This is a genomic window from Alkalibacterium sp. (assembly GCF_046484155.1).
Taxonomy (GTDB): domain Bacteria; phylum Bacillota; class Bacilli; order Lactobacillales; family Carnobacteriaceae_A; genus Alkalibacterium.
In genome coordinates, this window is record NZ_JAWOBT010000009.1 from 20,108 (window position 1) to 42,952 (window position 22,845).

At 37.7% G+C, this 22,845-nt stretch carries 27 protein-coding genes; 15 read left to right on the top strand and 12 right to left on the bottom strand.

Going from position 1 to position 22,845, the window contains the following annotated elements; translation table 11 throughout:
• Positions 1-13 precede the first annotated feature (13 nt).
• Positions 14-898 carry a helix-turn-helix domain-containing protein gene (locus R6U02_RS00645; protein WP_410261716.1) on the bottom strand — a complete coding sequence of 295 codons (885 nt, stop codon included), beginning with the start codon at positions 896-898 and terminating at the stop codon, positions 14-16.
• Between the two features lie 335 nt (positions 899-1,233).
• Here R6U02_RS00645 and R6U02_RS00650 point away from each other — a divergent pair, with 335 nt between their 5' ends.
• A complete protein-coding gene (locus R6U02_RS00650; protein ID WP_410261717.1) occupies positions 1,234-1,872 on the top strand; it encodes a hypothetical protein in 639 nt (212 codons plus the stop codon).
• A 23-nt stretch (positions 1,873-1,895) separates the two neighbouring features.
• Positions 1,896-2,417 (top strand): hypothetical protein, encoded by a 522-nt coding sequence (locus R6U02_RS00655; protein WP_410261718.1) that lies wholly within the window; start codon positions 1,896-1,898, stop codon positions 2,415-2,417.
• 278 nt (positions 2,418-2,695) lie between these two features.
• Here R6U02_RS00655 and R6U02_RS00660 read toward each other — a convergent pair whose 3' ends face one another.
• On the bottom strand, positions 2,696-3,580 hold the full coding sequence (locus R6U02_RS00660; RefSeq protein ID WP_410261719.1) for a helix-turn-helix domain-containing protein: 885 nt from the start codon (positions 3,578-3,580) through the stop codon (positions 2,696-2,698).
• 483 nt (positions 3,581-4,063) lie between these two features.
• Between R6U02_RS00660 and R6U02_RS00665 the strand changes: the two genes are divergently transcribed.
• Entirely contained in the window at positions 4,064-4,717 is a 654-nt protein-coding gene (locus tag R6U02_RS00665; RefSeq protein WP_410261720.1) for a hypothetical protein, read from the top strand.
• A gap of 855 nt (positions 4,718-5,572) precedes the next feature.
• Here the strand turns inward: R6U02_RS00665 and R6U02_RS00670 are convergent.
• Positions 5,573-6,436 carry a helix-turn-helix domain-containing protein gene (locus tag R6U02_RS00670; RefSeq protein ID WP_410261721.1) on the bottom strand — a complete coding sequence of 288 codons (864 nt, stop codon included), beginning with the start codon at positions 6,434-6,436 and terminating at the stop codon, positions 5,573-5,575.
• 89 nt (positions 6,437-6,525) lie between these two features.
• On the opposite strand from R6U02_RS00670, the gene R6U02_RS00675 reads away from it, so the two are divergent.
• The 3 genes from R6U02_RS00675 (at position 6,526) to R6U02_RS00685 (ending at position 7,870) form a co-directional block, all read left to right on the top strand.
• Entirely contained in the window at positions 6,526-6,699 is a 174-nt protein-coding gene (locus R6U02_RS00675) for a hypothetical protein (protein ID WP_410261722.1), read from the top strand.
• 190 nt (positions 6,700-6,889) lie between these two features.
• On the top strand, positions 6,890-7,666 hold the full coding sequence (locus R6U02_RS00680; protein ID WP_410261723.1) for a hypothetical protein: 777 nt from the start codon (positions 6,890-6,892) through the stop codon (positions 7,664-7,666).
• A 33-nt stretch (positions 7,667-7,699) separates the two neighbouring features.
• Entirely contained in the window at positions 7,700-7,870 is a 171-nt protein-coding gene (locus R6U02_RS00685; RefSeq protein ID WP_410261724.1) for a hypothetical protein, read from the top strand.
• A gap of 295 nt (positions 7,871-8,165) precedes the next feature.
• On the opposite strand, the gene R6U02_RS00690 is transcribed toward R6U02_RS00685, so the two are convergent.
• On the bottom strand, positions 8,166-8,360 hold the full coding sequence (locus R6U02_RS00690) for a helix-turn-helix domain-containing protein (RefSeq protein ID WP_410261725.1): 195 nt from the start codon (positions 8,358-8,360) through the stop codon (positions 8,166-8,168).
• Positions 8,361-9,072: 712 nt separating this feature from the next.
• Here R6U02_RS00690 and R6U02_RS00695 point away from each other — a divergent pair.
• On the top strand, positions 9,073-9,270 hold the full coding sequence (locus R6U02_RS00695) for a hypothetical protein (protein ID WP_410261726.1): 198 nt from the start codon (positions 9,073-9,075) through the stop codon (positions 9,268-9,270).
• A gap of 101 nt (positions 9,271-9,371) precedes the next feature.
• Positions 9,372-10,034, top strand: a complete 663-nt coding sequence (locus R6U02_RS00700) for a hypothetical protein (RefSeq protein WP_410261727.1) — start codon at positions 9,372-9,374, stop codon at positions 10,032-10,034.
• Positions 10,035-10,249: 215 nt separating this feature from the next.
• Here the strand turns inward: R6U02_RS00700 and R6U02_RS00705 are convergent, their stop codons facing one another.
• Positions 10,250-10,699 carry a hypothetical protein gene (locus R6U02_RS00705; RefSeq protein ID WP_410261748.1) on the bottom strand — a complete coding sequence of 150 codons (450 nt, stop codon included), beginning with the start codon at positions 10,697-10,699 and terminating at the stop codon, positions 10,250-10,252.
• Between the two features lie 119 nt (positions 10,700-10,818).
• Between R6U02_RS00705 and R6U02_RS00710 the strand changes: the two genes are divergently transcribed.
• On the top strand, positions 10,819-11,100 hold the full coding sequence (locus tag R6U02_RS00710) for a hypothetical protein (protein WP_410261728.1): 282 nt from the start codon (positions 10,819-10,821) through the stop codon (positions 11,098-11,100).
• Between the two features lie 135 nt (positions 11,101-11,235).
• Here R6U02_RS00710 and R6U02_RS00715 read toward each other — a convergent pair whose 3' ends face one another.
• Positions 11,236-12,120, bottom strand: a complete 885-nt coding sequence (locus R6U02_RS00715) for a helix-turn-helix domain-containing protein (RefSeq protein WP_410261729.1) — start codon at positions 12,118-12,120, stop codon at positions 11,236-11,238.
• A gap of 368 nt (positions 12,121-12,488) precedes the next feature.
• Between R6U02_RS00715 and mazE the strand changes: the two genes are divergently transcribed.
• Positions 12,489-12,689, top strand: coding sequence for a type II toxin-antitoxin system PemI/MazE family antitoxin (mazE, locus tag R6U02_RS00720; RefSeq protein WP_410261730.1), 201 nt, complete (start codon positions 12,489-12,491; stop codon positions 12,687-12,689).
• 112 nt (positions 12,690-12,801) lie between these two features.
• On the opposite strand, the gene R6U02_RS00725 is transcribed toward mazE, so the two are convergent.
• The 6 genes from R6U02_RS00725 to R6U02_RS00750 all read right to left on the bottom strand — a co-directional run bounded on the left by R6U02_RS00725 (position 12,802) and on the right by R6U02_RS00750 (position 17,395).
• A complete protein-coding gene (locus tag R6U02_RS00725; RefSeq protein WP_410261731.1) occupies positions 12,802-13,500 on the bottom strand; it encodes a VIT1/CCC1 transporter family protein in 699 nt (232 codons plus the stop codon).
• Between the two features lie 123 nt (positions 13,501-13,623).
• Positions 13,624-14,427 (bottom strand): energy-coupling factor ABC transporter ATP-binding protein, encoded by an 804-nt coding sequence (locus R6U02_RS00730; protein ID WP_410261732.1) that lies wholly within the window; start codon positions 14,425-14,427, stop codon positions 13,624-13,626.
• Positions 14,424-15,263, bottom strand: a complete 840-nt coding sequence (locus tag R6U02_RS00735; protein ID WP_410261733.1) for an energy-coupling factor ABC transporter ATP-binding protein — start codon at positions 15,261-15,263, stop codon at positions 14,424-14,426. Before R6U02_RS00735 ends, R6U02_RS00730 begins: the two co-directional genes overlap by 4 nt.
• Positions 15,260-16,027: an energy-coupling factor transporter transmembrane component T family protein gene (locus R6U02_RS00740; RefSeq protein ID WP_410261734.1), complete on the bottom strand. Its 768-nt coding sequence runs from the start codon at positions 16,025-16,027 to the stop codon at positions 15,260-15,262. Before R6U02_RS00740 ends, R6U02_RS00735 begins: the two co-directional genes overlap by 4 nt.
• 12 nt (positions 16,028-16,039) lie before the next feature.
• On the bottom strand, positions 16,040-16,642 hold the full coding sequence (locus R6U02_RS00745; protein ID WP_410261735.1) for an ECF transporter S component: 603 nt from the start codon (positions 16,640-16,642) through the stop codon (positions 16,040-16,042).
• Positions 16,643-16,654: 12 nt separating this feature from the next.
• Entirely contained in the window at positions 16,655-17,395 is a 741-nt protein-coding gene (locus tag R6U02_RS00750) for a nucleoside phosphorylase (protein WP_410261736.1), read from the bottom strand.
• Between the two features lie 396 nt (positions 17,396-17,791).
• On the opposite strand from R6U02_RS00750, the gene R6U02_RS00755 reads away from it, so the two are divergent.
• The 5 genes from R6U02_RS00755 to R6U02_RS00775 all read left to right on the top strand — a co-directional run bounded on the left by R6U02_RS00755 (position 17,792) and on the right by R6U02_RS00775 (position 22,844).
• Positions 17,792-19,402, top strand: a complete 1,611-nt coding sequence (locus R6U02_RS00755; RefSeq protein ID WP_410261737.1) for a CTP synthase — start codon at positions 17,792-17,794, stop codon at positions 19,400-19,402.
• A 141-nt stretch (positions 19,403-19,543) separates the two neighbouring features.
• Complete coding sequence (gene fba / locus R6U02_RS00760; protein WP_410261738.1) at positions 19,544-20,401, top strand: class II fructose-1,6-bisphosphate aldolase; 858 nt, start codon at positions 19,544-19,546, stop codon at positions 20,399-20,401.
• A 149-nt stretch (positions 20,402-20,550) separates the two neighbouring features.
• Positions 20,551-20,718, top strand: a complete 168-nt coding sequence (locus R6U02_RS00765) for a hypothetical protein (protein WP_410261739.1) — start codon at positions 20,551-20,553, stop codon at positions 20,716-20,718.
• 258 nt (positions 20,719-20,976) lie between these two features.
• On the top strand, positions 20,977-21,540 hold the full coding sequence (locus R6U02_RS00770; protein ID WP_410261740.1) for a biotin transporter BioY: 564 nt from the start codon (positions 20,977-20,979) through the stop codon (positions 21,538-21,540).
• Between the two features lie 32 nt (positions 21,541-21,572).
• Positions 21,573-22,844 carry a UDP-N-acetylglucosamine 1-carboxyvinyltransferase gene (locus R6U02_RS00775; protein WP_410261741.1) on the top strand — a complete coding sequence of 424 codons (1,272 nt, stop codon included), beginning with the start codon at positions 21,573-21,575 and terminating at the stop codon, positions 22,842-22,844.
• The last annotated feature ends 1 nt before the right edge of the window (position 22,845 follow it).

Here is a 22,845-nt window from a genome sequence, read left to right on the forward strand (position 1 = left end):
GAGGTTAAAACCTCTAGGACGGCTCTCCTTTTTTGTGCTTTTCCATCAAACGCTTTCTATACTTGACCATATTCTGGTAATGATCCTCTTCCCCCAATTGCTCGTAAATTTTTATATGTGAAAGCGTCTCTGCTTTTGAAGGCGAAGAAGGGTCCGACAATTCACCCGCAAGAGAAAGTTGATAGGGGGACATTATTTTCCAGTACATATTTGTATAATTGCACAGTTCAAAGAGTTCTTCTTTCAGTGGTTCGATCAATTCGAAATGACCATACTCCAGACAATAGGAACTCATATTCAGTAAGAAACTCCCGTATAGCTCTTTTTTGTCTTCAACAGAAGTCATGTAGTTCTTTTCCAATCGTTCTTTGATTAACTTGATAAAGTAAAGATCAAAGTACCAGATCGAATTACTGAAAACCGCAAACTCAAAATGCCCCCAGTTCTCAACTTTATTTAAATATTTCTTTACAGAAGCAATCTCACGTTTATGCGTTTGCTTGAACCTTTCATAACTGAAAGAATCAGTCAACTGAGAAATGATCCGTTCTGAATGGAGATAAAGATTGAACCAGTAAAAGTCACGGGTCGATGTATATAGAGTAAAATAGTCCTGTTTCTTTCTCTGTAGTTCTTCAATATCTTCTGTCATAATGCTTTTCTTGAATGCAGAAAATTCTGCCGTCTTACTGTTGGAATCTTCTGAGATCAGACTGAAATAAGTATCGATGCGAATATTCAATCGATCCAAGAGTTTTGAGCATAACTCTACAGAAAGATGACTGCCCTCATTCTCAAAGGTGGCCAATGTACTTCTGGCACAGATTCCTTCCGTCAGTTTCCTCTGACTCACGCCCCGTTCCTCGCACAGTTGTTTGAAAGCTTCGCCACTTCTCAAAATAAGACCTCCAAAAATTAAATGGTCGGATTACACTAACGTTTTCACACTTTTAATGCTTCATGGTATACACTAATGGCAGATGAAAAATTATATCTGTACAAGAAGGGATGTGAAATGTAAGTTGTTTTTCGACTTTATCACTAGTTATTCTCTTGGGTGAAGTGTTTGCGGAAGAGAAAAATTAGTATGAGTTGTTTGGACCATAAACGTGTTATCAAAGATAATGAATGATAACCTTTCTATTATTGTACATTATTAGATTAGCACTTCTTAATTATGACATCACTGCAATTAAAAATAGGAAGAAAATACTGTGGAAGAGGATGTTTTTTATGCAAAAAAATTTACGGTGGGGACTATATCTTTTGTTTATTACATTTGTTTTTGTAGTAACTGGTGAAATTAACGTTACAGCAGTTGAAACGAATGAAAACGGTACTGTACTTTCAACGGATGAACAACATACTGATATACGTACCAGTGGTGAATCAATTACAGAAGTTGAAATAATTACTCTCGATGTCGATGAAAAAAATGCAACTCACGAACAAATTAATCGACTTATTACTGCGGATATGATAACAAGAGAAACTAAAAATAATACTGAATCTCCAATTAATGTTAAATCTATTACTACAACTGAAACTCAAGCTTATGTATATAGAATAGGTACCGGAACAGTATGTCAGATAAGTTTGCGTTGGAGTGGTAATATTATGGTAAGTAACTACAGATATAATAGTTTGGAAATAAAATCAACAAGCCTTCTATTTCCTACTGTTTATGATACTCTGGGTTATAGATTTATGTCAGCCCAACCAGCTGCATTAGCAGGAACGGTCCACGCCGGAACTTTTTCTGTTCCAGTATCAGTATCAAAGATAAAGTTAGACTTTTCAGGACTTCAGCTATATGATATGGCTGGTGATTGGTTAAGTGTTTTTGGAATAAGAAATGCTCCTATTAACTAAATAATTAATTCACAGGGGGAAGAATGGAAAACAATAAACAAGTAAAAAGGATGTTAGAAAAAAACGGATCGAAGCTTAACATCAAGGAAAGTATAGCAGATCCGATCGATGTTGTTCTCAAGTTGGTGGACATTAAAAAATGTTCTAAAGAAATCATGCCAGAGTTCTACCTGAAACCAAAGACAGAACAAATGTACTACTCTATCAGAAATATACCTGAAAATATTAAACGAGAAGACTTTCTTTTAAATCCATCATTGGAATTTGAAAAAAAAGTAGGTATAGAAGATATAGATTTGAATATTTACGAGGTTCTCATTAATGAAAAGAGCCGGAAATATTATTTAAGTGATTTCGAGGATTCGTATATGCTGTTTTTTAATAACAGAAAAGTGATATATATAGTGCTGGATCCCTATTTAGGTTTAGCGGATACTAATAGTGATTTATTTTTGAAAGAATATTATTATGCGAGAGGAATCACAAAAAAAGATCTCGAAGAACAAACATTTAATTTGTGGGAGCATTTAACAAGTTTTGATTGATGGTTGCCGACGTTTGATTAAATGGAGAAGGAAGAAGGAAAGAAAATCAGAAGGGCATCTGCAGTTGATTGATAATGAGGTAACGTAATCATTGAATCCTGTTCTGATGGAAATTATAGGGATGATACGGCAATCTTTCTGACTCATGCTATAGGGACAGTTAAAATAAAAATAGTGATCGACAAATCGGGATCTCGCTTCAATGAATACAGAACAGAGGGGGAAGATGTGCTCACGGCAACGACAATAGGAGAGTCATTCCTGGAAGGTTAAAATCTCTAGGATGGCTCTCCTTTTTTATGTTTTTCTATCAAACGCTTTCTATACTTGACCATATTCTGGTAATGATCCTCTTCACCCATCTGCTCGTAAACTTTTATATGTGAAAGCGTCTCTGCTTTTGAAGCGGAGGGAGGGTCCAATAATTCTCCTGCAAGAGAAAGCTGGTAGGAAGACATGATTTTCCAGTACATATTTGTATAATCGGACAGTTCAAAGAGTTCTTCTTTCAGTGGTTCGATCAATTCGAAATGACCATACTCCAGACAATAGGAACTCATATTCAGTAAGAAACTGGCGTATAGCTCTTTCTTGTCTTCAACAGAAGTCTTGTCGTTCTTTTCTAACCGTTTTTTGATTAACCGAATAAAGTCAAGATCAAAGTACCAGATCGAATTGCTGAAAACTGCAAACTCAAAATGACTCCAGTTTTCTACTTTATTCAAGTATTTCTTTACAGTAGTAATATCACGTTTATGCGCTTGTTTGAACGTTTCATAACTGAAAGAATCAGTCAACTGAGAAATAATCCGTTCTGAATGGAGATAAAGATTGAACCAGTAAAAGTCACGGGTCGATGTATACAGAGTAAAATAGTCCTGTTTCTTTTGCTGGAGTTCTTCTATATCTTCTACAATAGTGCTTTTCTTAAATGCAGAAAATTCGGCTCTTTTACTGTCGAAATCGTCTGAAATCATACTAAAATAAGTATTGATGCGAATATTCAATCGATCGAAGAGTTTTGAGCATAACTCTACAGAAAGATGACTACCTTCGTTCTCAAAGGTGGCCAATGTACTTCTGGCACAGATTCCTTCTGTCAATTTCCGTTGGCTTACTCCGCGTTCCTTACGTAACTGTTTAAAACCTTCGCCACTCCTCAAAATAACACCTCCAAAAATTAAATGGTCGGATTAGACTACCATTTTAACACTTCTAGTATTGATTGGCATATAATAATGGTAGAAAAAATAAAAATTTCACAAGAAAGGATGTGAGACACATGTTCTTTTCGATTTTATCACTAATTATTCCCTTGGGAGGTGGTTTCTTTGAAGATATAACAAATCCATAGCGTTTTTATCTTTAAATACAGTAAAGGCGTTTATCAATAGTTGAATATATTGTTAAAGTGCTCAGTTATTCAGTTGAAGGAACAAGTTTATATTAGAATTGTAGAAATTGCCATGAACTTCTTAATGTAAGTACGGAAGAAGAAATAATTGAAGGTTCTTTTTTCATCACTTAACAGGTGAAAATATATTTTTTAATTTATCTTGCCATTAGTCAGCTTCTAGACTGTAAAAGGAAAGTACGAATTATACAGGTAAGGTTATATTAGTTCAAAAAGAAAGGGATGGTTTTTTATGAAAAGTACAAAAGTGAAGTTGTTTAAGTTTGCCGCTATAGTATCAACACTAACAATGGGAATTGCTCCAAGTACTAATGTTCTTGCTAGTGATGTTACTCCGATTGAAACTGAGCCTCAAAGTGAAATAGAATTTAATAAAAATCAGCTCAAAGAGATTCAGCAGTATGTGACAGTTAACAACCAAGGTCATTTAGCATTAGAAGAAAGTGTACCGTTGAATATTTATGAACAATATGAGTTACATAAATTAGAACATCATTTTTCTACAGTTAACAGTCAAGTTGATAAAGGAACAATCGTTGTTAATGATGATTTAACAATAAGAGAGCAAGCTGCTAACGATCATATGGTTAGCATTATGGCTTCTCCTGGAGAAGGTGTGACTCACCACCAGACATGGTATGGTGGTAATTCAATATACACTAATGCTGCAACTATACGTGCCGTAAATGCTTTTACTACCATAGCATGGACGACAACAATTGGTGCAGGAGTAGCAAATAGTTGGTTCCCCCCGTTTGCTGCAGGAGCAATAGTAAGTGGTGGCTATATGGGTTTATTAGGGCATAGGATGGATGTAAATAATAATGGCAATGGTGTAGAAGTTAGAATGACATATGCATTAGTTTACAATGTGGTTTCAAGATAATCAGAAGGTGGGTAGACATCTATGGGATATATTTCAATATTTATGATGTTGGCAGGCACCTTATATTTATACGTTATCAATAAATATAAGAGCGAGCCAAACAAATTGAAGAAATATAGTTATATGTTTGGAGTATCAATGTTTATATGTGCTATAATCCTTTGGCTTATATAATATAAAAAGCTCGATTTAAATCGAGCTTTTTATATTATCTTGATTTATCATTTCATTGCTTTAAAGAACAACTTATAAATACAAATTGTTCACTGTTTACTATTAAATAATTTACTATAAAAAATAACAAGGAGTACTCTTTTATGGACTTTATACGAAGATCAATTGAGTTGAATTGGCCAATGCTATTATTTGAAGCTATTTTTCTTATTGGAGGAATAGCGCTCATATTAGCAGGATATAAAATCAGAAAAAAAAGCAAGATTTCCAGTGTCGTAAGTATCAGTATGGGCATAATTATAATACTTATAACACTATATATAATGTTCTCAACTTTTATATTTCGATTAAATTCGTAATGATTGTATAAACTATTAAGACATACGTGAATTTTTATTAAAAAGGTTTTCTATAGTTCAATTAAAAGATGTGGAACAATAAAATATGACTGAAAACCAAAAATATTATGCTTTGTGTATTCTAGCAATTCTTTTTTGTATTTTACGGGTTTATGATATTTAGTTACAGACTTATAGAATTCGACGCATAGGCCTTATTGGGATTAAGGTTGGATTTTATGGAAGAGGCTCACAAAAAAGGAAGAGCTTATAAAATAACAACAGTGAGTTTGTCTTAAGGTCAAATATGACAAACTCATATATAAAAACGATAAGATTTAAATTAAGTCGTATCGCTTTTTTTCATGTTAGTATGCAGTTTGATTTCTTTTTTTAATTCCTGAGTAATCGCTGGGTTATCAATGGCTTCCAACAACGTCAACCCTTTTTCATACCAATCAGAAGAATTTCCTGTATCTAAATTTTTCAAGAGGATCCCTTTCCGTACGTAAGCTGTTGCCAAATGAATGTAGAGATGATGGTCAATGGAAAAGCGAATAAGATTCTCAACCACACCTAATGCAGAGACATATTCTCCATTTTCAATTAATAAAAGAACATAATTAATTTGAATATTAGCAGATAACTTATGAACACTTCCTAATTTTTTATAATTTTCTAAGCGTTTTAACACCAAACGTACAATTGAACCCGCTGTACCTATTGGGAAAAGATAGAGAATACTATTAATTAAGCGAATATCATATAAATACCACGTGTCATGGTTCTTTAATCGCTCCCAAACGATAGATGCTTTTTGACTTGCTGTTTTATAATCATCATCTGAAACAAAGTGCAAAGCTTCAAAAATTGCTAGTAGTTCAATTTCACGCTCAGTAGGATGTGAGATAGCTTTTAATTCATGGATATTTTCTCTGATTTTTGCAGTGTTCCCTGGTTTTAATTGATTTAGACGAATCAATTGCTTACCTGGGATTTTTTTATACTCACGATGAATATACAGAAATTCATCAATCGTCATACCTAATCGCTCTAAAAGATCAAGCATTTTCGTAAAAGGAATATCAATAACTCCCTTTTCAACTTTTGAATAATTCGACTGCGACATAATACCCTCTGATAGTCTATTTTGACTCATATTCAAGCTTTCTCTGATTTCTTTTAGTGTTAAGCCATAAGTTTCCATCAAATCCTCCCCTTATTATTCAAATATAACTATTATAAAACCTATTTACAAATGTTTGATAAAGTAAGTGTAGAGAGGAGGAATGCTAAGTGAAAAATAGTTTTATGTTATTGTTTATTACTCTACTATTCGCAAATACTTTTTCAATAACACCTAGTTCTGCATCTAAAGAATTGATTGTCGAACGAAATCGAGCAGAACATACGACTGAAACAATATCTCCTATGGGTTTATGGTTTACAGAAGATAATGAGCATACATGAAAACAAGCAAGAATTATTACTTTATTTTTAAAAATGTTATCAAGAAATTAAAAATAACTTCTGCACTATAAAAGAAAGTAATTTAGACCCAGCGATGTATGTATGAGCAAATGTAGTGCTTAAATGTTCAAGAGACGATGTTTTTTATTAGGTACATGTATGCTTACAAATATAATAAGAAGTGAAAATAATGTCAAAATTTATGAAAAGAAAATTGTTTACAGGGCTTGCAATTGCGGTATCACTTGCACCATCATTAAACTCAATCAGCCCAATAGTTGCTGAAGCATCTAGCAGAACAGATTCTGAAGTACTATCTATCAATAGCGAAGATAATTATTCAAACACTTATGAGCAATTAGTGTCTTTAGTAGATAATAACATTGAAACTGTTGATAATAAGATTGTTGTAACTAATAAAGATCTTATTTTAAACTTTATCTCAAACAATGAAATAAACCTTCAAATTGATAAAGACGAGTACAGGACTGCACAAGAAATTTATAGTGATATCTTCGATAGTATAAATACTGTAGCACAAAGTGATAGGTTTACTTTACAAAATGATGGTTCTATAATAGAAACACCCGCACTTAATCTTTCTTCTGAAAAATTTACTGTAATGGCATTGAGTGACGGTAGAGGTGGCGGCGGTAGTACTAATATTGGCAAAGGTAATCAAGCGTCCACACATTGGTGGGGATATAGAATTACCACTTATAATGTAAACGGCACGAGAGATTTAAAAACAGTATTTCTAAACTCCTTTACAGCTCAAAGTGCACTTGCAATAGCTTTCGGTTTATCTCCAGCAGGTGTGCTTGCTACTATTCCTGCGATTGGTGCTGCTCGTCACGGCATGATCGCAAATTCACTACAAAATGTAATCGATAAAGGGCAAGCTGGCCGTGGAGTTAAATTAAATATGCATAGGGGTCTACCTACTTACACAGTTACCCCTAACTAATTAAAAAAATTCTCCTGGATAGGAGGAAAGTCCTTGGAAAAGAAAACTTTAGTCGTACTTAATATGTTATTTTCATTCAATATTCTTCTGTTTCTTTATTTTTCTTTTAGGAACAGAGATTTTGCTTATCTGACTGGAGCTATATTATTTTTAGTAGGTTTGATAACTATGAACAAACAACAAACAATAAATAAACGCAAATAATTTTTTCAATAAGATAGATGACAGTGGTTTCGTATAAAACTAAAGTCTCTTTTATGTAATAGAAAACCGAGTTTGTCTTAAGAGTAATTATGACAAACTCACTACCTTCACACAAACCCCCTAACTGCAACGTTCCCGATGCTTTTTGCCGGGGCATTGTTTTTTTGTCGGTTTCCAGTTAATCTTAATCGTTTTTATGATAACTTTATGACAGACTAAGAAGGAAACAAATTTTAAAATAAGTTTGTGATACATATTTTGTCGATTTGTATCTTTCGTGGTTTATTGAAATTTTTTAAAATCTTTTTTTAAATTTTAAATTACCCTTATAGTCATAACTCAAGAGTTTTGAACATAACTCTACAGAAAGATGACTGCCCTCATTTTCAAAGGTAGCCAGTGTACTTCTGGCACAGATCCCTTCCGTCAGTTTCCTCTGACTTACTCCCCGTTCCTTACGCAACTGTTTAAAACCTTCGCCACTTCTCAAGCGAACACCTCCAAAAATTAAATGGTCGGATTACACTACCAGTTTAACACTTCTCAGGTGAAGAGGTATACAATAAAAGTAGATAAGACATAAATCAGTACGAAAAAAGTGGGATACGTGTTCTTTTCGAAGTTGTCACTGGTTAGTTCTATTTATTCAGAAAGAAGGAAGGCTAAAGTAGGAGAGTTTCGACAGCCCCAGTCATTAGACCAGTTTTGTTTAACTTCTTCTAGCAAGTTCTCGCATATAAAAATAAGAGAGATGAAGTGGTTAGGTATAAGTTGAAGAATATTGTATGGTTTATAGCTGGTGTTATTATAAGTAATTTAGTTTCACAATTTTTGAGGGACCAAGAGAGTGACTCTTCGCACCACACACGCGTCCACTTGCATCCCATATGCGTTAAATCTTCTCAAGGATAACACCGCTTCTCACGGTCGCTATGCGATTCCTTGCGATTGATACGTTCATAAAAACTGGAACGTGGGATCTCAAACACAACTAGGGTGTGTTTTAAATTAATGTCGTCTTTGATAACGTTTAGTACGAAAATGAATTCATCGCTGTCTATTTTCGAGTGAAAGTGGCTAAGAAATTTTTAGGATATCATTGTTTGTATTGAGACGTGTTCTCTGCTTTGATTTTCTCAATATCAGCTTCAGAATACCCGTTTTTTTTATCCGTATTTAGTGCAGAAAAGGAGGATATGATATTGCCAGAACTATTTTCTATTGTTGTACTTATTTTTGTAGTACTTGTATGGAAAGACAAACAGTATAAGCAGTTAAAAAAAATAATTGAAGAGAAAGAACTTGAATCTAGCGAACTTTTAGACTACATAAATTCTATGGAAAATAGACTTATTTTTCTGTATGTAGGAATCTTCATCATGTTTATGGGATTAAGATAGCGCCGCTTTTTATTAAATCTTCAAAAAAACCTACTATCGAAAGGAAAATTATTTTAAAAAAATACATTACATTACTGACTTCTGCACTAGCGTCGATAACTTTGATTTCTGCACTATTACCAAACGTAGTTACTGTTCAAGCTGCCACTACTGAGGTTAATACGAGCACTATTTTAGAAGAGTTTAGTGAGTCAGATATAATAGAAGAGATAGATAGCTTTATAACCGTTGACAGTGGTAAGCTAAGTATAACTAATGAACCCCTCCTGGAGGAGTTGATAAACAATAACCTTGAAGCTGCTAATGCCGCTTTTAACCCTGACAGTGCCCTCGAATCTACAAATGATATTATTGTATCAATAAAAGACCAATTACACACAGTTAACGAAGGTATCGATAATAATGAACTATTTGTTCAAGCTGATAAAGAAATTGTTGAATTGAATCAATTTTCAACCATGGCAAATGGTTATTCCGATTGGGCACATGAAATACGACGTCATTGGTGGGGTGTGAAACGCATATTCAGAAGTAAAGCTGCAGCTTCATCTTTTGCTTATGAAATGTCGACGTCTGGTAATATGGTTGGAGCTACTTCTGTTTTACTAGTAGGAGCACCACCTGCAGCTGGTGCAGTTATACTTTCCGGTATTTATTTGAATCAAATGGCAAGCAGTATAAATCATAAAATGAATTTATATAGTAAAATATACTTGAATGTAACTTATGCTCTAATATTTGCTACTGGTGAACATAAGGATTAACAACAAATTAAAACAGGAAGCTTATAGATATTAAGTGTTTGTAAACTAAAAAACTCCTTTAAACAAAGCATATGTTCTTACATTAAGAACTTCTATATAAATATGGTTTAATTATGGTGAGGTTAAATGATTTACAAGGAGCGCCATTTTTAGAGAATTAAACTTTCTAGAATGGCGCTCCTTTTTTTGTGCCGTATTGAACAGATAAATGAACGTCAGGTCTTTTTATGTTTTTCTATCAAACGCTTTCTATACTCGATCATATTCTCGTAATGATCCTCTTCCCCCATCTGCTCGTAAATTTTTATATGTGAAAGAGTCACTTCTTTTGAAGAGGAAGGAGAGTTCGACAATTCCTCCGCAAGAGAAAGCTGATAGGAAGATGATACTTTCCAGTGAATATTTGTATAATCGGACAGTTCAAAAAGTTCTTCTTTCAGCTGTCCAATCAGTTCAAAGTGACCATACTCCAGACAGTAGAAACCCATATTAAGTAAAAAACTTCCATATAATTCTTTTTTATATTTAACAGAAGTCAAGTAGTTTTTTCCCAATCGTTCTTTGACTAACTGGATAAATTCAAGATCAAAGTACCAGATCGAATTGCTGAAAACTGCAAACTCAAAATGACTCCAGTTTTCTAGTTTATTAATGTAAATATTAATTAATCTCTAGATTTAAACTTTCAGAGATTAATTTTATTAAAGAACGATATTAACTAAAATCTAAGTTATTAAAAATATAATATGGGCATAGTTTAAGTACATCGAAAGAGGTAGTGAAAATGGAAATGTATTTTAAAAAAATAAAAAAAGCAGCTATATTCTTTCTGATTGTTTCGTTAATATCTATAGTTATTGGTTATATCTTATGGATGATTCCGATTCCGATTCAAGATTTCCATCTCATGACTAGCGAAGAGATTCTTATCTCACAAAAAGATTTAGCTTTTAATTATTCTCTAGGCAGGTTCTTACTTTATAGTGGTTTTATAGGATTGGGCATATCCTCAGTATATTTTCTAAGTCTTACTATATTACGTCTGATTAATAAATATAAAAAGTAGATTGAGGGGTTAGCTATATAATCTAAGATGATTTTGAAAATTCAGCTGATGTCGAAGGCGAACAGTAATTTTTTATTTGATTTCTAAAAAATTAATAAAGAAAAAGAGGAGTCATTCCTGGAGGTTAAAACCTCTCTAGAATGGCTCTCCTTTTTTATATTTTTCTATCAGACGCTGTCTATAGTTGATCATATTCTGGTAATGATCCTCTTCCCCCATCTGCTCGTAAACTTTGATAAGGGAAAGAGTCTCTGCTTTTGAAGAAGAAGGAGAGTCCGACAATTCTCCCGAGAGAGAAAGTTGATAGGAAGATGATACTTTCCAGTGAATATTCGTATAGTTAGACAGTTCAAAGAGTTCTTCTTTCAGTTGTTCGATCAGTTCAAAATAACCATACTCCAGACAGTAGAAACCCATATTCAGTAAAAAACTTCCATATAACTCTTTTTTATATTTAACAGAAGTCATATAGCTTTTTTCCAATCGTTCTTTGATTAACAGGATAAAGTCAATATCCAAGTACCAGATCGAATTGCTGAAAACTGCAAACTCAAAATGACTCCAGTTTTCTAGTTTATTTAAGTACTTTTCCAGTAAAATAATATCCTTTTTATGCGTTTCTCTGAATCGCTCGTATGTGAATCTGGTTTCAGACTGACAAAGAAATTCCTCAGAGAGAAAATAAAGATGAAACCAGTAAAAGTCACGGGTTGATGTATACCGAGCTAAATAGTTTTGTTTATGTTTCTCTATTGCGTCCGTATCTTCTGTAACGATACTTTTTTTCAGTTCTGAAAACTCTTCTCTTTTTTGATTGAAATCTTCCGAGATCAAACTGAAGTAAGTGTCTATGCGGATGTTCAATCGATCTAAAAGCTTCGAACATAAGTCGACAGACAGATGACTGCCCTCGTTCTCAAATGTAGCCAGTGTACTTCTGGCGCAGATCCCTTCCGTCAGTTTCCTCTGACTCACGCCCCGTTCCTCACGCAACTGTTTAAAACCTTCGCCACTTCTCAAAATAACACCTCCAAAAGAATTAAATGGTCGGATTACACTACCATTTTAACACTTTTCAGGTTGAGTGGTATACAATAAAAGTAGATAAGAAATGAAGCAGTGCAAGAAATGGTTTATGATATAGAGTAATTTATTTAAAAAATTCCTGGTAGTCTCCAAACCTATTCAAATAAGTAATAAAAGAGATAGCATGATTGTTGATTCTTGTTCTGATGGGAAATTCTTGGATAAACGATCATCTTTCTAAATAACAGGATATGGATAGTTAAAAAACTGGAAATATTTAATGGACTAGAGAATCATGGTTAAGATATTTACTTGCGATGCATAGTGCCGTTTGATTCAAGATATAAAAGAGAGGTGAAGATATGCTTAAAACGATAACGCGTTTACAGGGGGAGTCGGTCGTTGTAGAACTGCCCTCACATAATGGGATAAAGCTTGACCCTGATCAGGAATATATCGTCGTTTACACACAAGACGGAACGATCATACTTGTACCCGCGAATGAAGATCCCTTTTTAGAGATGGGATTAGCAAAGGTCACGACACGAAAGACCTCGATTTAGATTTTGATGTACATCGTTCAATACTTATAGAAATTACATATATTAGAAGAAGTCAAACTAAACCCCAGCCGTATCAGACTTAACTGATACGGCTGGGGTTTAATGTTTAATTTTATCTTCCCAGTAAATAACCGACGAGATACGCAACGATTGCCGCCAGTCCACCGACCAAAAGCATTTCCAGTCCGGATCTGATCCAGTTTGACTGGGTGACACGGGATTTCAGCGCGCCTAAAATAAACAGGGTGATTCCGGTCAGGATGGAAGCCAGCAGAAAGGCATTCTCCAGCATGAATGGACTGAATGTGGAAAACACGTAAGCCAAGAGAGGAATGAGTCCAAAAATAAAGAAGGAAAAAAAGGTGACTGTCGCATTTTTCAGGGGACTTTCAACGCCGCTATCGTTACCGTATTTCTGGTTCACGATCTGGTCTATAAAGGGCGTGTCATACTTGGCGAGTCTCGTGGATATGCAATTGGCATCTTCTTCTGAAAGTCCCTTGTTTTGATAAGACCGTGACATTCGATCCACTGCCTCCGAATAATTCTCTATCACTTCCTGTTCGGTCTGGTTTTCCACTCCATCACGGTATTCTTTTTCTGATTTGCTGGAAAGATAATCTCCGACGGCCATCGAAAAGCCGTCCGCCAGCAAGTTTGAGAATCCTAAGATGATGACAACACTTACGGCCAGAGAAGCTCCGGCGACACCGGAAACGACAGCGAAGGTGGTGATGATGCCGTCCAATCCGCCGTAAACCATACTTTTTATATATTCTCCGCCTTCGAACCGTTTTGTCTTGCTTCCCATGTTGAGGTCCTCCTTCTGAAAATTGAATTGTGAGGTTAACTGAATCCGCTACTATTTGTGCTTTTTAAGAATAGACTGTTCTTTAAAAAGTTGAGCAGTATCCGTGTGACCATTATTTGTGAATCATTCTCTACTGTTCAAAAAACCAACCAGCTCCGATTCATGGATAAAACTGTCATCGTACCCTAACGCCTGCGCGATTTGAGTGACATACGGCTGTTCCAGATATGCTTTTTCAAGGATGTTTTTTTCGGAAAAAACTGCTCGCGTCCGACCATCCAAAATGATTTCGCCCTGGTTCAAAACGACCGTTCGATCAAAGACTTCCGCTGCGAAATCCATGTCATGCAGGATACATAAGACGAGTTTTCCTTCTTTGTGCAGTTCTTCAATAATTGCTTTGATTTTTTCTTTGCCCGCAAAGTCCTGGCCCATCGTCGGTTCATCAAAAATGAGCATTTCTGTATCCATCGCTAAAATGGATGCCAGGGCAATCAGTTTTCGCTCGGACAAACTTAAATCATATGGATTATCTTTCACCTTCGACTCCAGATCGACTTTCTGTAAAGCTTCCCGCGCTGCTTTTTCAGCTTCAGTAGAAGAAAAACCGATATTCAGTGGACCGAACATGACTTCTTCCAGGACATTTGTCTTGAAAATCTGGTCATTTGGATTTTGAAAAACGAGGCCGACACGTTTAGCTAACTGAGCGGCTGTCTGATCGGCGATGGATTCCCCGTCGATCAGCAGTGTGCCTTTTGAAGGCTTAAGTAATCCTTTCATTAATTTAACCAAGGTTGTTTTCCCCGCACCGTTTTGTCCCACGATTGCTGTTGTCCGTGAGTCAAAGGTCAAGTCCAGTCCTTTAAAGATAGGAACGTCTGGAGAATAGGAAAAGGCAATATCCTTTAATTCGAATGTATTCATTTTTTCTTCTCCAATCGTTTGAATTCCTGGATGGTAACGGGATACAAGTCGGTATCAGGATAACGAATAGCTAAAGCTTGCGCAATCGATGTCACCACTGGCGGACGGACGCCGAAGTCTTTCAAATCTGAACGGGAGAAGATTTTTTCCGGGGTATCCAGATCGATTTGCTTGCCTTCATGTAGCAGCAAAACGCGGTCCGCATACTGAGCGATCTGTTCCATTTTATGTTCGACTAAAATAATCGTCATGCCTTTTCCGGTCAACTGTTCGATGACTTTAAAGACATCTTTGGAACCTTGAGGATCAAGCTGGGAGGTCGGTTCATCTAGGATCAGCACTTCCGGTTCCATCGCCAAGACACTCGCGATGGCGACGCGCTGCATCTGACCGCCTGATAAGTCAAAGGGGTTTTTGTCTTTCACATTGTAGACATCGAGCAACTTCAAATACGTTTCGATCCTAGTATGCATCTCTTTTCGAGGTAGACCCATATTCTCAAGTCCGAACGCGACTTCTCCATAGACCGTCTGTTTAGCACCCGTCATCTGAGAGAAAGGATTTTCAAAAACCAGTCCGATATTTTCAACGATTGTGGCTATCTCATGTTCGCGAACGACCAAGCCGTTCACGGTGACTTTGCCGGCATAAGCTCCTTTATAAAAATGCGGGACAAGTCCGGCTAAAGCGTAGCAGAGCGTCGACTTTCCGGCAGTGTTTTCTCCCACGATACCTAAGCATTCGCCTTTTTCTACGGAAAATGACAGGTCATCGAGAACGAGGTTGGTGGTATCCGGATATCGGTATTTCAACTTTTCTACTTCTATCACACTCATCCAAATAACCTCCAGACGATACCCAAGATAACGACGAGCACTATCAGACCGGCAATCAGTTTATTGTGTGGGTACTGCTTTGCTTCATTTAAAAATGTTTTTTTCATCGATGAATCGAAACCGCGCATTTCCAAAGCGATGGAGCGTTCTTTGGTTTCGTTCAATGAATTCAAAACCACAGGACCGATCAGAGGGAAAAAGGCTTTCACTCTCGTGAGTAGATCGCCTTCTGTTTCCACCCCACGCGAACGTTGGGCGTCGGTTATTTTCCCCATGGTCGCGCGCATCTGCGGGATGAGCTGGAGAACCGAGAGAATAACATGACCGATTTTGGGAGACATGCCTTTTTTGATCAGCCGTTCCACCATTTCGTCTGTTGCTGTGGTCAGAATGAGCACACTGAAGGCACCCACCATGACCAGTACGCGCATCACTAAAACGAGCGCGACATACAGTCCTTCTTCATAAAAAATGAGAGGACCGATGGCAAACAGTTCGGTCACATTATCAGGATGGAAAAAGCCCTGGACGATAACGAGTGAAAAAATCAGGAACATGCTCAGCGTCACGATCGGTAAGCTGTTGCGGAAAACTTTTCCGATAATCAGCAGCAGAAAAGTGACGAAGAGAATCCCTCCAATGTACACAGGTTCCGGCAAGATATAAGTCAAGGTAATGCTTGCGGCGACATACAGCAACTTCACAAGCGGATCGAGCCGATGGATGGGACTGTTTCTTTTGACATATAAGGTCATGGTATTCATAGAATCATCCTTTTAGAGTTCTTCGATTTCAGAATCTTGGCGATAAATATTGGTTAGGGAATTTGGCAGACCTTTAAAAATAAAGTAACTGATCAGAACGGTCACGACTTTATCTGGGACATCGACGACGATGCTGTCACCGAAAGAGGCAAGCCATTGGGGGATGTCGTTGGAGATCAGGAATGTATAGAAGGCATCGCCCCAGATATTCCCCGTTTGGCCACCCCAGAAAATCATATTAAGGGGCGTGGACACGGTAGCTGCCACAAACCCAGTGACTAGACCGACGACGACAGCTTTCTGAACGGAGGCGATCCACCCTTTATAAGCCATGATCCCGACAGTGATACCGATGGCCGCACTGGTAATGGCGTAAACAGTGGAGATAGGGTCGGCCGTGATACCGAAAATGATATTATTGATAATACCGGCCGCCGCCCCGATGACTGGACCGGCCAGCATACTTGCCAGGACGGTTCCAATCGAATCCAGCCATAAGGGCAAACGTAGTAAACTGGCAAACAGTTTCCCTATATAATTGATGCCGATAGCTGCAGGGATCAATACGATAGCAGCTGTTGATAATTTTAATGACCACATACTTTTTTTATTCATGACAGACACTCCCTATGAATTAGTATTTAATGAAACAATTGTCTCCAGAGCTACCTTTATTTCGTATTGTTCTCCTTTTCTCGTCAAGGATTCACCCGATTGTAACTGATCGATGCCTGACTGCAGATCACCTGTGTATGGAACGACGACATTCAAGATCGAGGCGGCACGTAATCCACGTAAGCGGGCCAGGGTAAGTAAGGCCGCTGTCTCCATGTCTGAACCGAGTATGCCTTGTTTAGACCAGAAGGCATCGATCGTTTCTTCGTTATCCGTGTAAAACGAATCGTGACTGCGTACCAGCCCCACGTGATGAGGGATGTTTAATGATTCAGCATGCATTTTAAGGTGAGTCAGGACAGTGTGATCGCTTATTGCCGGGTAATTTGAAGAAATATAGGCCTTTGAGGTACCCTCATCTCTTACGGCACCTTCGCTGAGAATCAATTCCCCGATGTTGATATTTGGTTGCAGCGCCCCACTACTGCCGATACGAATAAGGGTGTGGACACCGATCTGCTTCAGCTCTTCCAGAGCAATGGCTGTAGAGGGTCCGCCAATACCTGTGGATACGACTAAGAGCGGAACGCCTTTATACATGCCTTTTACACTTCGATATTCCCGGTTATAAGCTAATTCCACGGGGGCTTCCAGGAACGCTTTCACCCTGGAGACGCGCTCTGGATCGCCCGGTAGTAAGGCGTAACCGGCTCCGTCTTTTTTAGTTAGGTGGATGTGAGGTTGTTTGTTCATTTTTTTCCTTCTTTCACTTTGAATTTCAATGCTCCTTGAGTGTATAAACGTGATGATTATACTTACTTCATTTTATCATTTAAGATTCATCTTTACACTTTTTACGACGTGAACGTAGGGATATGTTTTTCGGAAAATTTGACAGGACTATTTGATGTAAACGTAAAACGATAAAAGTATATACTGAAAAACGAAACGATTCCTGCTTGACTATCTTATACCGACCCTTTATTATATTTATTGGGCACGCTTTAGATAGACAACGTAAATAACGTCTGTTTCAGGTGCAGTAAACAAGGCATAAATATGGCTCTCTATTCGTTTAGTTGAATAGGGGGCTTTTCTTATTTTAGAGCCTATTTTCCTATCCCTAAATCAATTTAGGAGGAAATAATTATGACAAAATATATCTTTGTAACAGGTGGCGTCGTCTCGTCGATCGGGAAAGGAATTGCGGCTGCTTCATTAGGACGTTTATTGAAAAATAGAGGTTTGAACGTAACGATCCAAAAATTCGATCCGTATATCAATGTCGATCCCGGTACTATGAGCCCTTATCAGCATGGGGAAGTGTTTGTAACAGAAGACGGTGCAGAAACAGATTTGGACTTGGGACATTATGAGCGTTTCATTGACATCAACTTGAATAAGTACTCGAATGTCACGACCGGTAAAGTATATTCAGAAGTGATCAACAAAGAACGCCGCGGGGATTACTTGGGTGCGACCGTTCAAGTCATTCCGCATATCACCGATGAAATCAAGCGTAAAATCATGCGAGCGGCAGAAACAACACATGCAGATGTGGTCATTACTGAAGTCGGAGGAACAGTTGGAGATATTGAATCACTTCCGTTTTTAGAAGCCTTGCGTCAGATGAAGAGAGACGTCGGTCCAGAAAATGTGATGTACATTCATACGACCCTTATTCCTTATCTCAAAGCAGCAGGAGAGATGAAAACTAAACCGACCCAGCACAGTGTGAAAGAATTGCGCGGCTTGGGTATTCAACCCAATGTGCTGATCGTTCGATCGGAATATCCGGTGAGCCAGCACTTAAAAGATAAACTGGCGTTATTTACAGACGTGGATGCGAAGGCTGTCATTGAGTCGCTGGATGTCGAAACACTCTATACGATTCCGTTGAATTTACAGAAACAGGGCTTGGATCAGATTGTCGTTGACCATTTAAACCTGGATGTAAAAGAAGCCGATATGACAGAATGGATAGCTTTGGAAGAAAGAGTACGGAATTTGAAAAACATGACGCGCATAGCTATCGTAGGAAAATACGTTGAATTGCCGGATGCTTATTTATCAGTTGTTGAAGCACTTAAGCATGCGGGGTACGCATTAAATTCAGACATTGACATCAAGTGGGTCAATGCCGAGCTGTTGTCACCGGAAGAAGTGATCCAGGAACTTCAAGACGTCGATGGCGTTCTAGTTCCCGGAGGCTTTGGTGAACGCGGACTGGAAGGGAAGATGCTGGCTATTCAATATGCACGAGAAAACAAGGTGCCTTTTTTAGGCATATGTCTGGGTATGCAGCTGGCTGCCATAGAATTTGCGCGTAATGTAGCGGGGCTTGAAGGCGCGGGTTCTGCAGAAGTCGATCCGGAGGTAGCACATAATATCATAGACTTGATGCCTGACCAAAAGAATGTGGTCGATATGGGTGGGACACTTCGTCTGGGTTCTTATCCATGTAAAATTAAAGAAGGCACTCACACAGCTCAAGCTTATAAAAATGAAGAGGTCATCGACGAACGTCATCGACATCGTTATGAATTCAACAATCACTATAGACAGACCTTGGAAGAAGCTGGGCTCACTTTTTCAGGTGTATCTCCAGATGATCGACTTGTGGAAATTATCGAATTTGAACAGCATCCTTATTTTATCGGTTGTCAATTTCACCCGGAATTCAAATCGAGACCGAATCGTCCACACGCTTTATTTGTTTCTTTTGTTGAAAAAGCAGGGAATATTAAAGAAATAAAATAATAATGAGAAAAAATTTAGCAGATAAAAACGGGTTATAGACATTTTGACTAGTTTTATTGTGAAAAATTGTTTATACTAAGGATGAAGCCGAGCGCGTATCTCGGGTTAAAAAGTGCGCAAAAATATTAGGAGGCTATATACATGAGTCAATTAGTAAGTATGACAGAAATGTTGAACAAAGCTTTAAAAGGTAAATATGCTGTCGGACAATTCAACATCAACAACTTGGAATGGACACAAGCCATTTTAGAAGCAGCACAAGAAGAAAAATCTCCAGTTATTTTAGGTGTCTCTGAAGGAGCAGCTAAATACATGGGTGGATTCAAAGTTGTCACTGCTATGGTCAACGCGTTGATGGACGAAATGAATATTACTGTTCCTGTAGCCGTTCACTTGGATCACGGTTCATCTTTAGAAAAATGTAAAGAAGCAATCGATGCAGGATTCTCTTCTGTAATGATCGATAATTCTCATGATCCGATTGATGAGAACATTAAAAACACTAAAAAAGTGGTAGAATATGCTCACGCTAAAGGTGTTTCAGTAGAAGCAGAAATCGGAACTGTCGGCGGAACAGAAGACGGCGTTACTGGTGGCGTAATGTATGCAGATAAAAACGAATGCAAACGTATGATAGACGAAGCGGGCATTGACGCTTTAGCAGCAGCTTTAGGTTCTGTTCATGGTGACTACGAAGGAGAACCCGTACTTGGATTTGCTGAAATGAAAGAAATTTCTGACTTGACAGGTGCTCCACTTGTGTTACACGGTGGATCAGGAATTCCAACACACCAAATCGAAAAAGCAATCAAATTTGGTCATAGTAAAATCAACGTAAACACTGAATTACAACAAGTATGGACAAAACGTACACGTGAAGTTCTTGCTAATGACGATAAAGTTTACGATCCTCGTAAAGTTATCGGACCTGGTAAAGAAAACATCAAAGCAACAACAGTAGGTAAAATGAAAGAATTCGGTTCTTCAAACAAAGGTTAATAACAAAATTAAATAAGAGAAAGCCAATGTTCAGCTTAAGTTAAGTTGATTGACTATCCCAAAGCACTTCTTTGGGACGATGATAAATCGTTCCGGGAAGTGCTTTTTTTGTGCTCTAAACAATGAAAAGAGGCAGCCAGCTTTATAGGATGAAAATAATTCCGATCAATAACACCTTTGCTCTCTATCATGTAAGTCCGGAAGATAGTATTATATTACCGACTCAACTTCCTGCTCATTTCACTGAAATATACCGTCAACGTGTTTCTTTGACGAAAAATCAGCGTTATCTAGCCGAAAGAATGTTATCCAAATAAGTCCTGTCAGGTGAGGAAAAACGGATCGAGTGGATGCTAGAGCGCCGTATAATGGGAACTCAACGAAGAAGATTTTGGCTTTTAAATATATAAACTGAATATTCTAATTAAATCTTAATATATAACGTTAGTCACTTCATAATGTAAAGTAGATGACAGGCATCTTTCAATTCATATAACACGTTGTATTTAGTTGGTGAATTGTTTATACTGTTGATAGCTTGGAAATCAATACATTTTAAAGATAGAGGTTTCATAGTGTTAAAAAAAATTACTACAAATGATTTAACTCAAATAGCTTTATCAACCGCATTCCTCGCTGTCGCATCACTCATCATAATCCCTATCGGAATGGTCCCAATTACCCTGCAAGTCGTTCTTTTTTTGTTGATTCCTGCCATCCTTGGACCAGTAAAGAGTATCCTAGTCATAGGACTCTATACTCTAGCCGGGTTATTGGGATTTCCAGTTTTTGCAGGTGGGGTAGGTGGAATCGGACAACTATTGTCCCCTTCGTTTGGCTATGTTCTTGGAGCGATGCCAATGGGATGGTTTATCGGAAAAACGATAGAATGGACGAAAAACAAAGTGCAAACGGGGTTAATCATGATGATAAGTTTGATTCTTCTTTATACTATAGGAATCGCTTATCAGTATGGGTTATTAAACGGTGTGCTCAATACACCCGTTGCACTATCAACGCTAATAAAAACAAATCTGACTATCTTTTTTCCAATTGATAGTCTGAAAATACTTATCGCAGTGATCTTATACGACAGATTGAAAAAATTGTCATTTTATAAACGGATCGATCGATACTAAACTAAAGATCTTTGAAAAAGAGAGGATTAAACATGACACAGAAGTTAATTATAAACGGTGGAAAATCATTAACGGGAGAAGTAACCATTTCTGGTGCTAAAAACAGTACGGTTGCACTTATTCCTGCAGCTATTTTAGCAGATTCACCCGTGACTCTAGAAGGTGTTCCAGATATTTCAGATGTTCATTCACTTATCTCTATCTTAAATGATATGAACGTGAAAACATCATTTGAAGGAACAACATTAATAATCGATCCCACAGATATGGTATCTGTACCGATGCCAAGTGGTAAAATAAAAAGTTTAAGAGCCTCATACTATTTCATGGGAGCTTTACTGACTAAATTTGGTCAGGGTGTTGTCGGCCTTCCAGGCGGTTGTTTCTTAGGTCCACGACCTATTGATCAACATTTAAAAGGGTTCCGAGCATTGGGAGCGACAGTGGAAAATGAATCAGGCGCGATGTATCTGAAAACCGGTGAAGACGGACTACAAGCTGCACGTATTTATCTTGACGTGGTGTCTATTGGTGCGACGATCAATGTGATGCTGGCGGCCGTCAAAGCTAAAGGACGTACCATTATCGAAAATGCCGCGCGTGAGCCGGAAATCATTGACGTAGCGACATTATTGAATAATATGGGCGCTAAAGTACGTGGAGCAGGAACGGATGTTATTCGTATAGATGGCGTCGAAGAGATGCATGGCTGTCGTCATACGGTTATCCCTGACCGCATTGAAGCAGGGACTTATCTGATTATGGCTGCTGCCAAAGGTAAAGATGTGAAAATCAATAATATCATCGTGGAACATTTAGAAGGCGTAATTGCTAAGATGGAAGAAATGGGCGTTCCTTTGGAAATCGGTGAAGATTATGTCCGTGTGACACAATCAGACCGTCCGCTTAAAGGTGTGTCAATAAAAACATTACCATATCCAGGTTTCGCAACGGATCTACAACAGCCGTTCACGCCTCTGCTTATGTCAGCTCAGGGAGAATCAATGATTGTTGATACCATTTATCCTAAACGAATCAAACATATTCCTGAATTAAACAGAATGGGAGCCAATGCTCGCGTTGAAAGTGATGTTATTTTAATAGAAGGTAATCATCAGCTTGAAGGCGCAGAAGTCATGGCGACAGATTTACGTGCCGGCGCATGTCTAGTTGTAGCGGGTTTGATAGCAGAAGGAGAAACAGTTATCGGCGGTGTAGACAATATACTCAGAGGTTACGATAATATTGTTGAAAAATTAACCGTTCTCGGAGCAGATTTGCATATGGAAGACCGAGAAGATTAAC

What these genes read in the sequence shown, in the direction of transcription:
- R6U02_RS00680 (WP_410261723.1), top strand. Translation starts at nt 6,890, where the DNA reads ATGTCAAAATTTATGAAAAGAAAATTGTTTACAGGGCTTGCAATTGCG.
- R6U02_RS00655 (WP_410261718.1), top strand. Translation starts at nt 1,896, where the DNA reads ATGGAAAACAATAAACAAGTAAAAAGGATGTTAGAAAAAAACGGATCG.
- fba (WP_410261738.1), top strand. Translation starts at nt 19,544, where the DNA reads ATGAGTCAATTAGTAAGTATGACAGAAATGTTGAACAAAGCTTTAAAA.
- R6U02_RS00765 (WP_410261739.1), top strand. Translation starts at nt 20,551, where the DNA reads ATGAAAATAATTCCGATCAATAACACCTTTGCTCTCTATCATGTAAGT.
- mazE (WP_410261730.1), top strand. Translation starts at nt 12,489, where the DNA reads ATGCTTAAAACGATAACGCGTTTACAGGGGGAGTCGGTCGTTGTAGAA.
- R6U02_RS00725 (WP_410261731.1), bottom strand. Translation starts at nt 13,500, where the DNA reads ATGGGAAGCAAGACAAAACGGTTCGAAGGCGGAGAATATATAAAAAGT.
- R6U02_RS00750 (WP_410261736.1), bottom strand. Translation starts at nt 17,395, where the DNA reads ATGAACAAACAACCTCACATCCACCTAACTAAAAAAGACGGAGCCGGT.
- R6U02_RS00650 (WP_410261717.1), top strand. Translation starts at nt 1,234, where the DNA reads ATGCAAAAAAATTTACGGTGGGGACTATATCTTTTGTTTATTACATTT.
- R6U02_RS00755 (WP_410261737.1), top strand. Translation starts at nt 17,792, where the DNA reads ATGACAAAATATATCTTTGTAACAGGTGGCGTCGTCTCGTCGATCGGG.
- R6U02_RS00745 (WP_410261735.1), bottom strand. Translation starts at nt 16,642, where the DNA reads ATGAATAAAAAAAGTATGTGGTCATTAAAATTATCAACAGCTGCTATC.
- R6U02_RS00665 (WP_410261720.1), top strand. Translation starts at nt 4,064, where the DNA reads ATGAAAAGTACAAAAGTGAAGTTGTTTAAGTTTGCCGCTATAGTATCA.
- R6U02_RS00670 (WP_410261721.1), bottom strand. Translation starts at nt 6,436, where the DNA reads ATGGAAACTTATGGCTTAACACTAAAAGAAATCAGAGAAAGCTTGAAT.
- R6U02_RS00775 (WP_410261741.1), top strand. Translation starts at nt 21,573, where the DNA reads ATGACACAGAAGTTAATTATAAACGGTGGAAAATCATTAACGGGAGAA.
- R6U02_RS00740 (WP_410261734.1), bottom strand. Translation starts at nt 16,027, where the DNA reads ATGAATACCATGACCTTATATGTCAAAAGAAACAGTCCCATCCATCGG.
- R6U02_RS00735 (WP_410261733.1), bottom strand. Translation starts at nt 15,263, where the DNA reads ATGAGTGTGATAGAAGTAGAAAAGTTGAAATACCGATATCCGGATACC.
- R6U02_RS00710 (WP_410261728.1), top strand. Translation starts at nt 10,819, where the DNA reads ATGGAAATGTATTTTAAAAAAATAAAAAAAGCAGCTATATTCTTTCTG.
- R6U02_RS00730 (WP_410261732.1), bottom strand. Translation starts at nt 14,427, where the DNA reads ATGAATACATTCGAATTAAAGGATATTGCCTTTTCCTATTCTCCAGAC.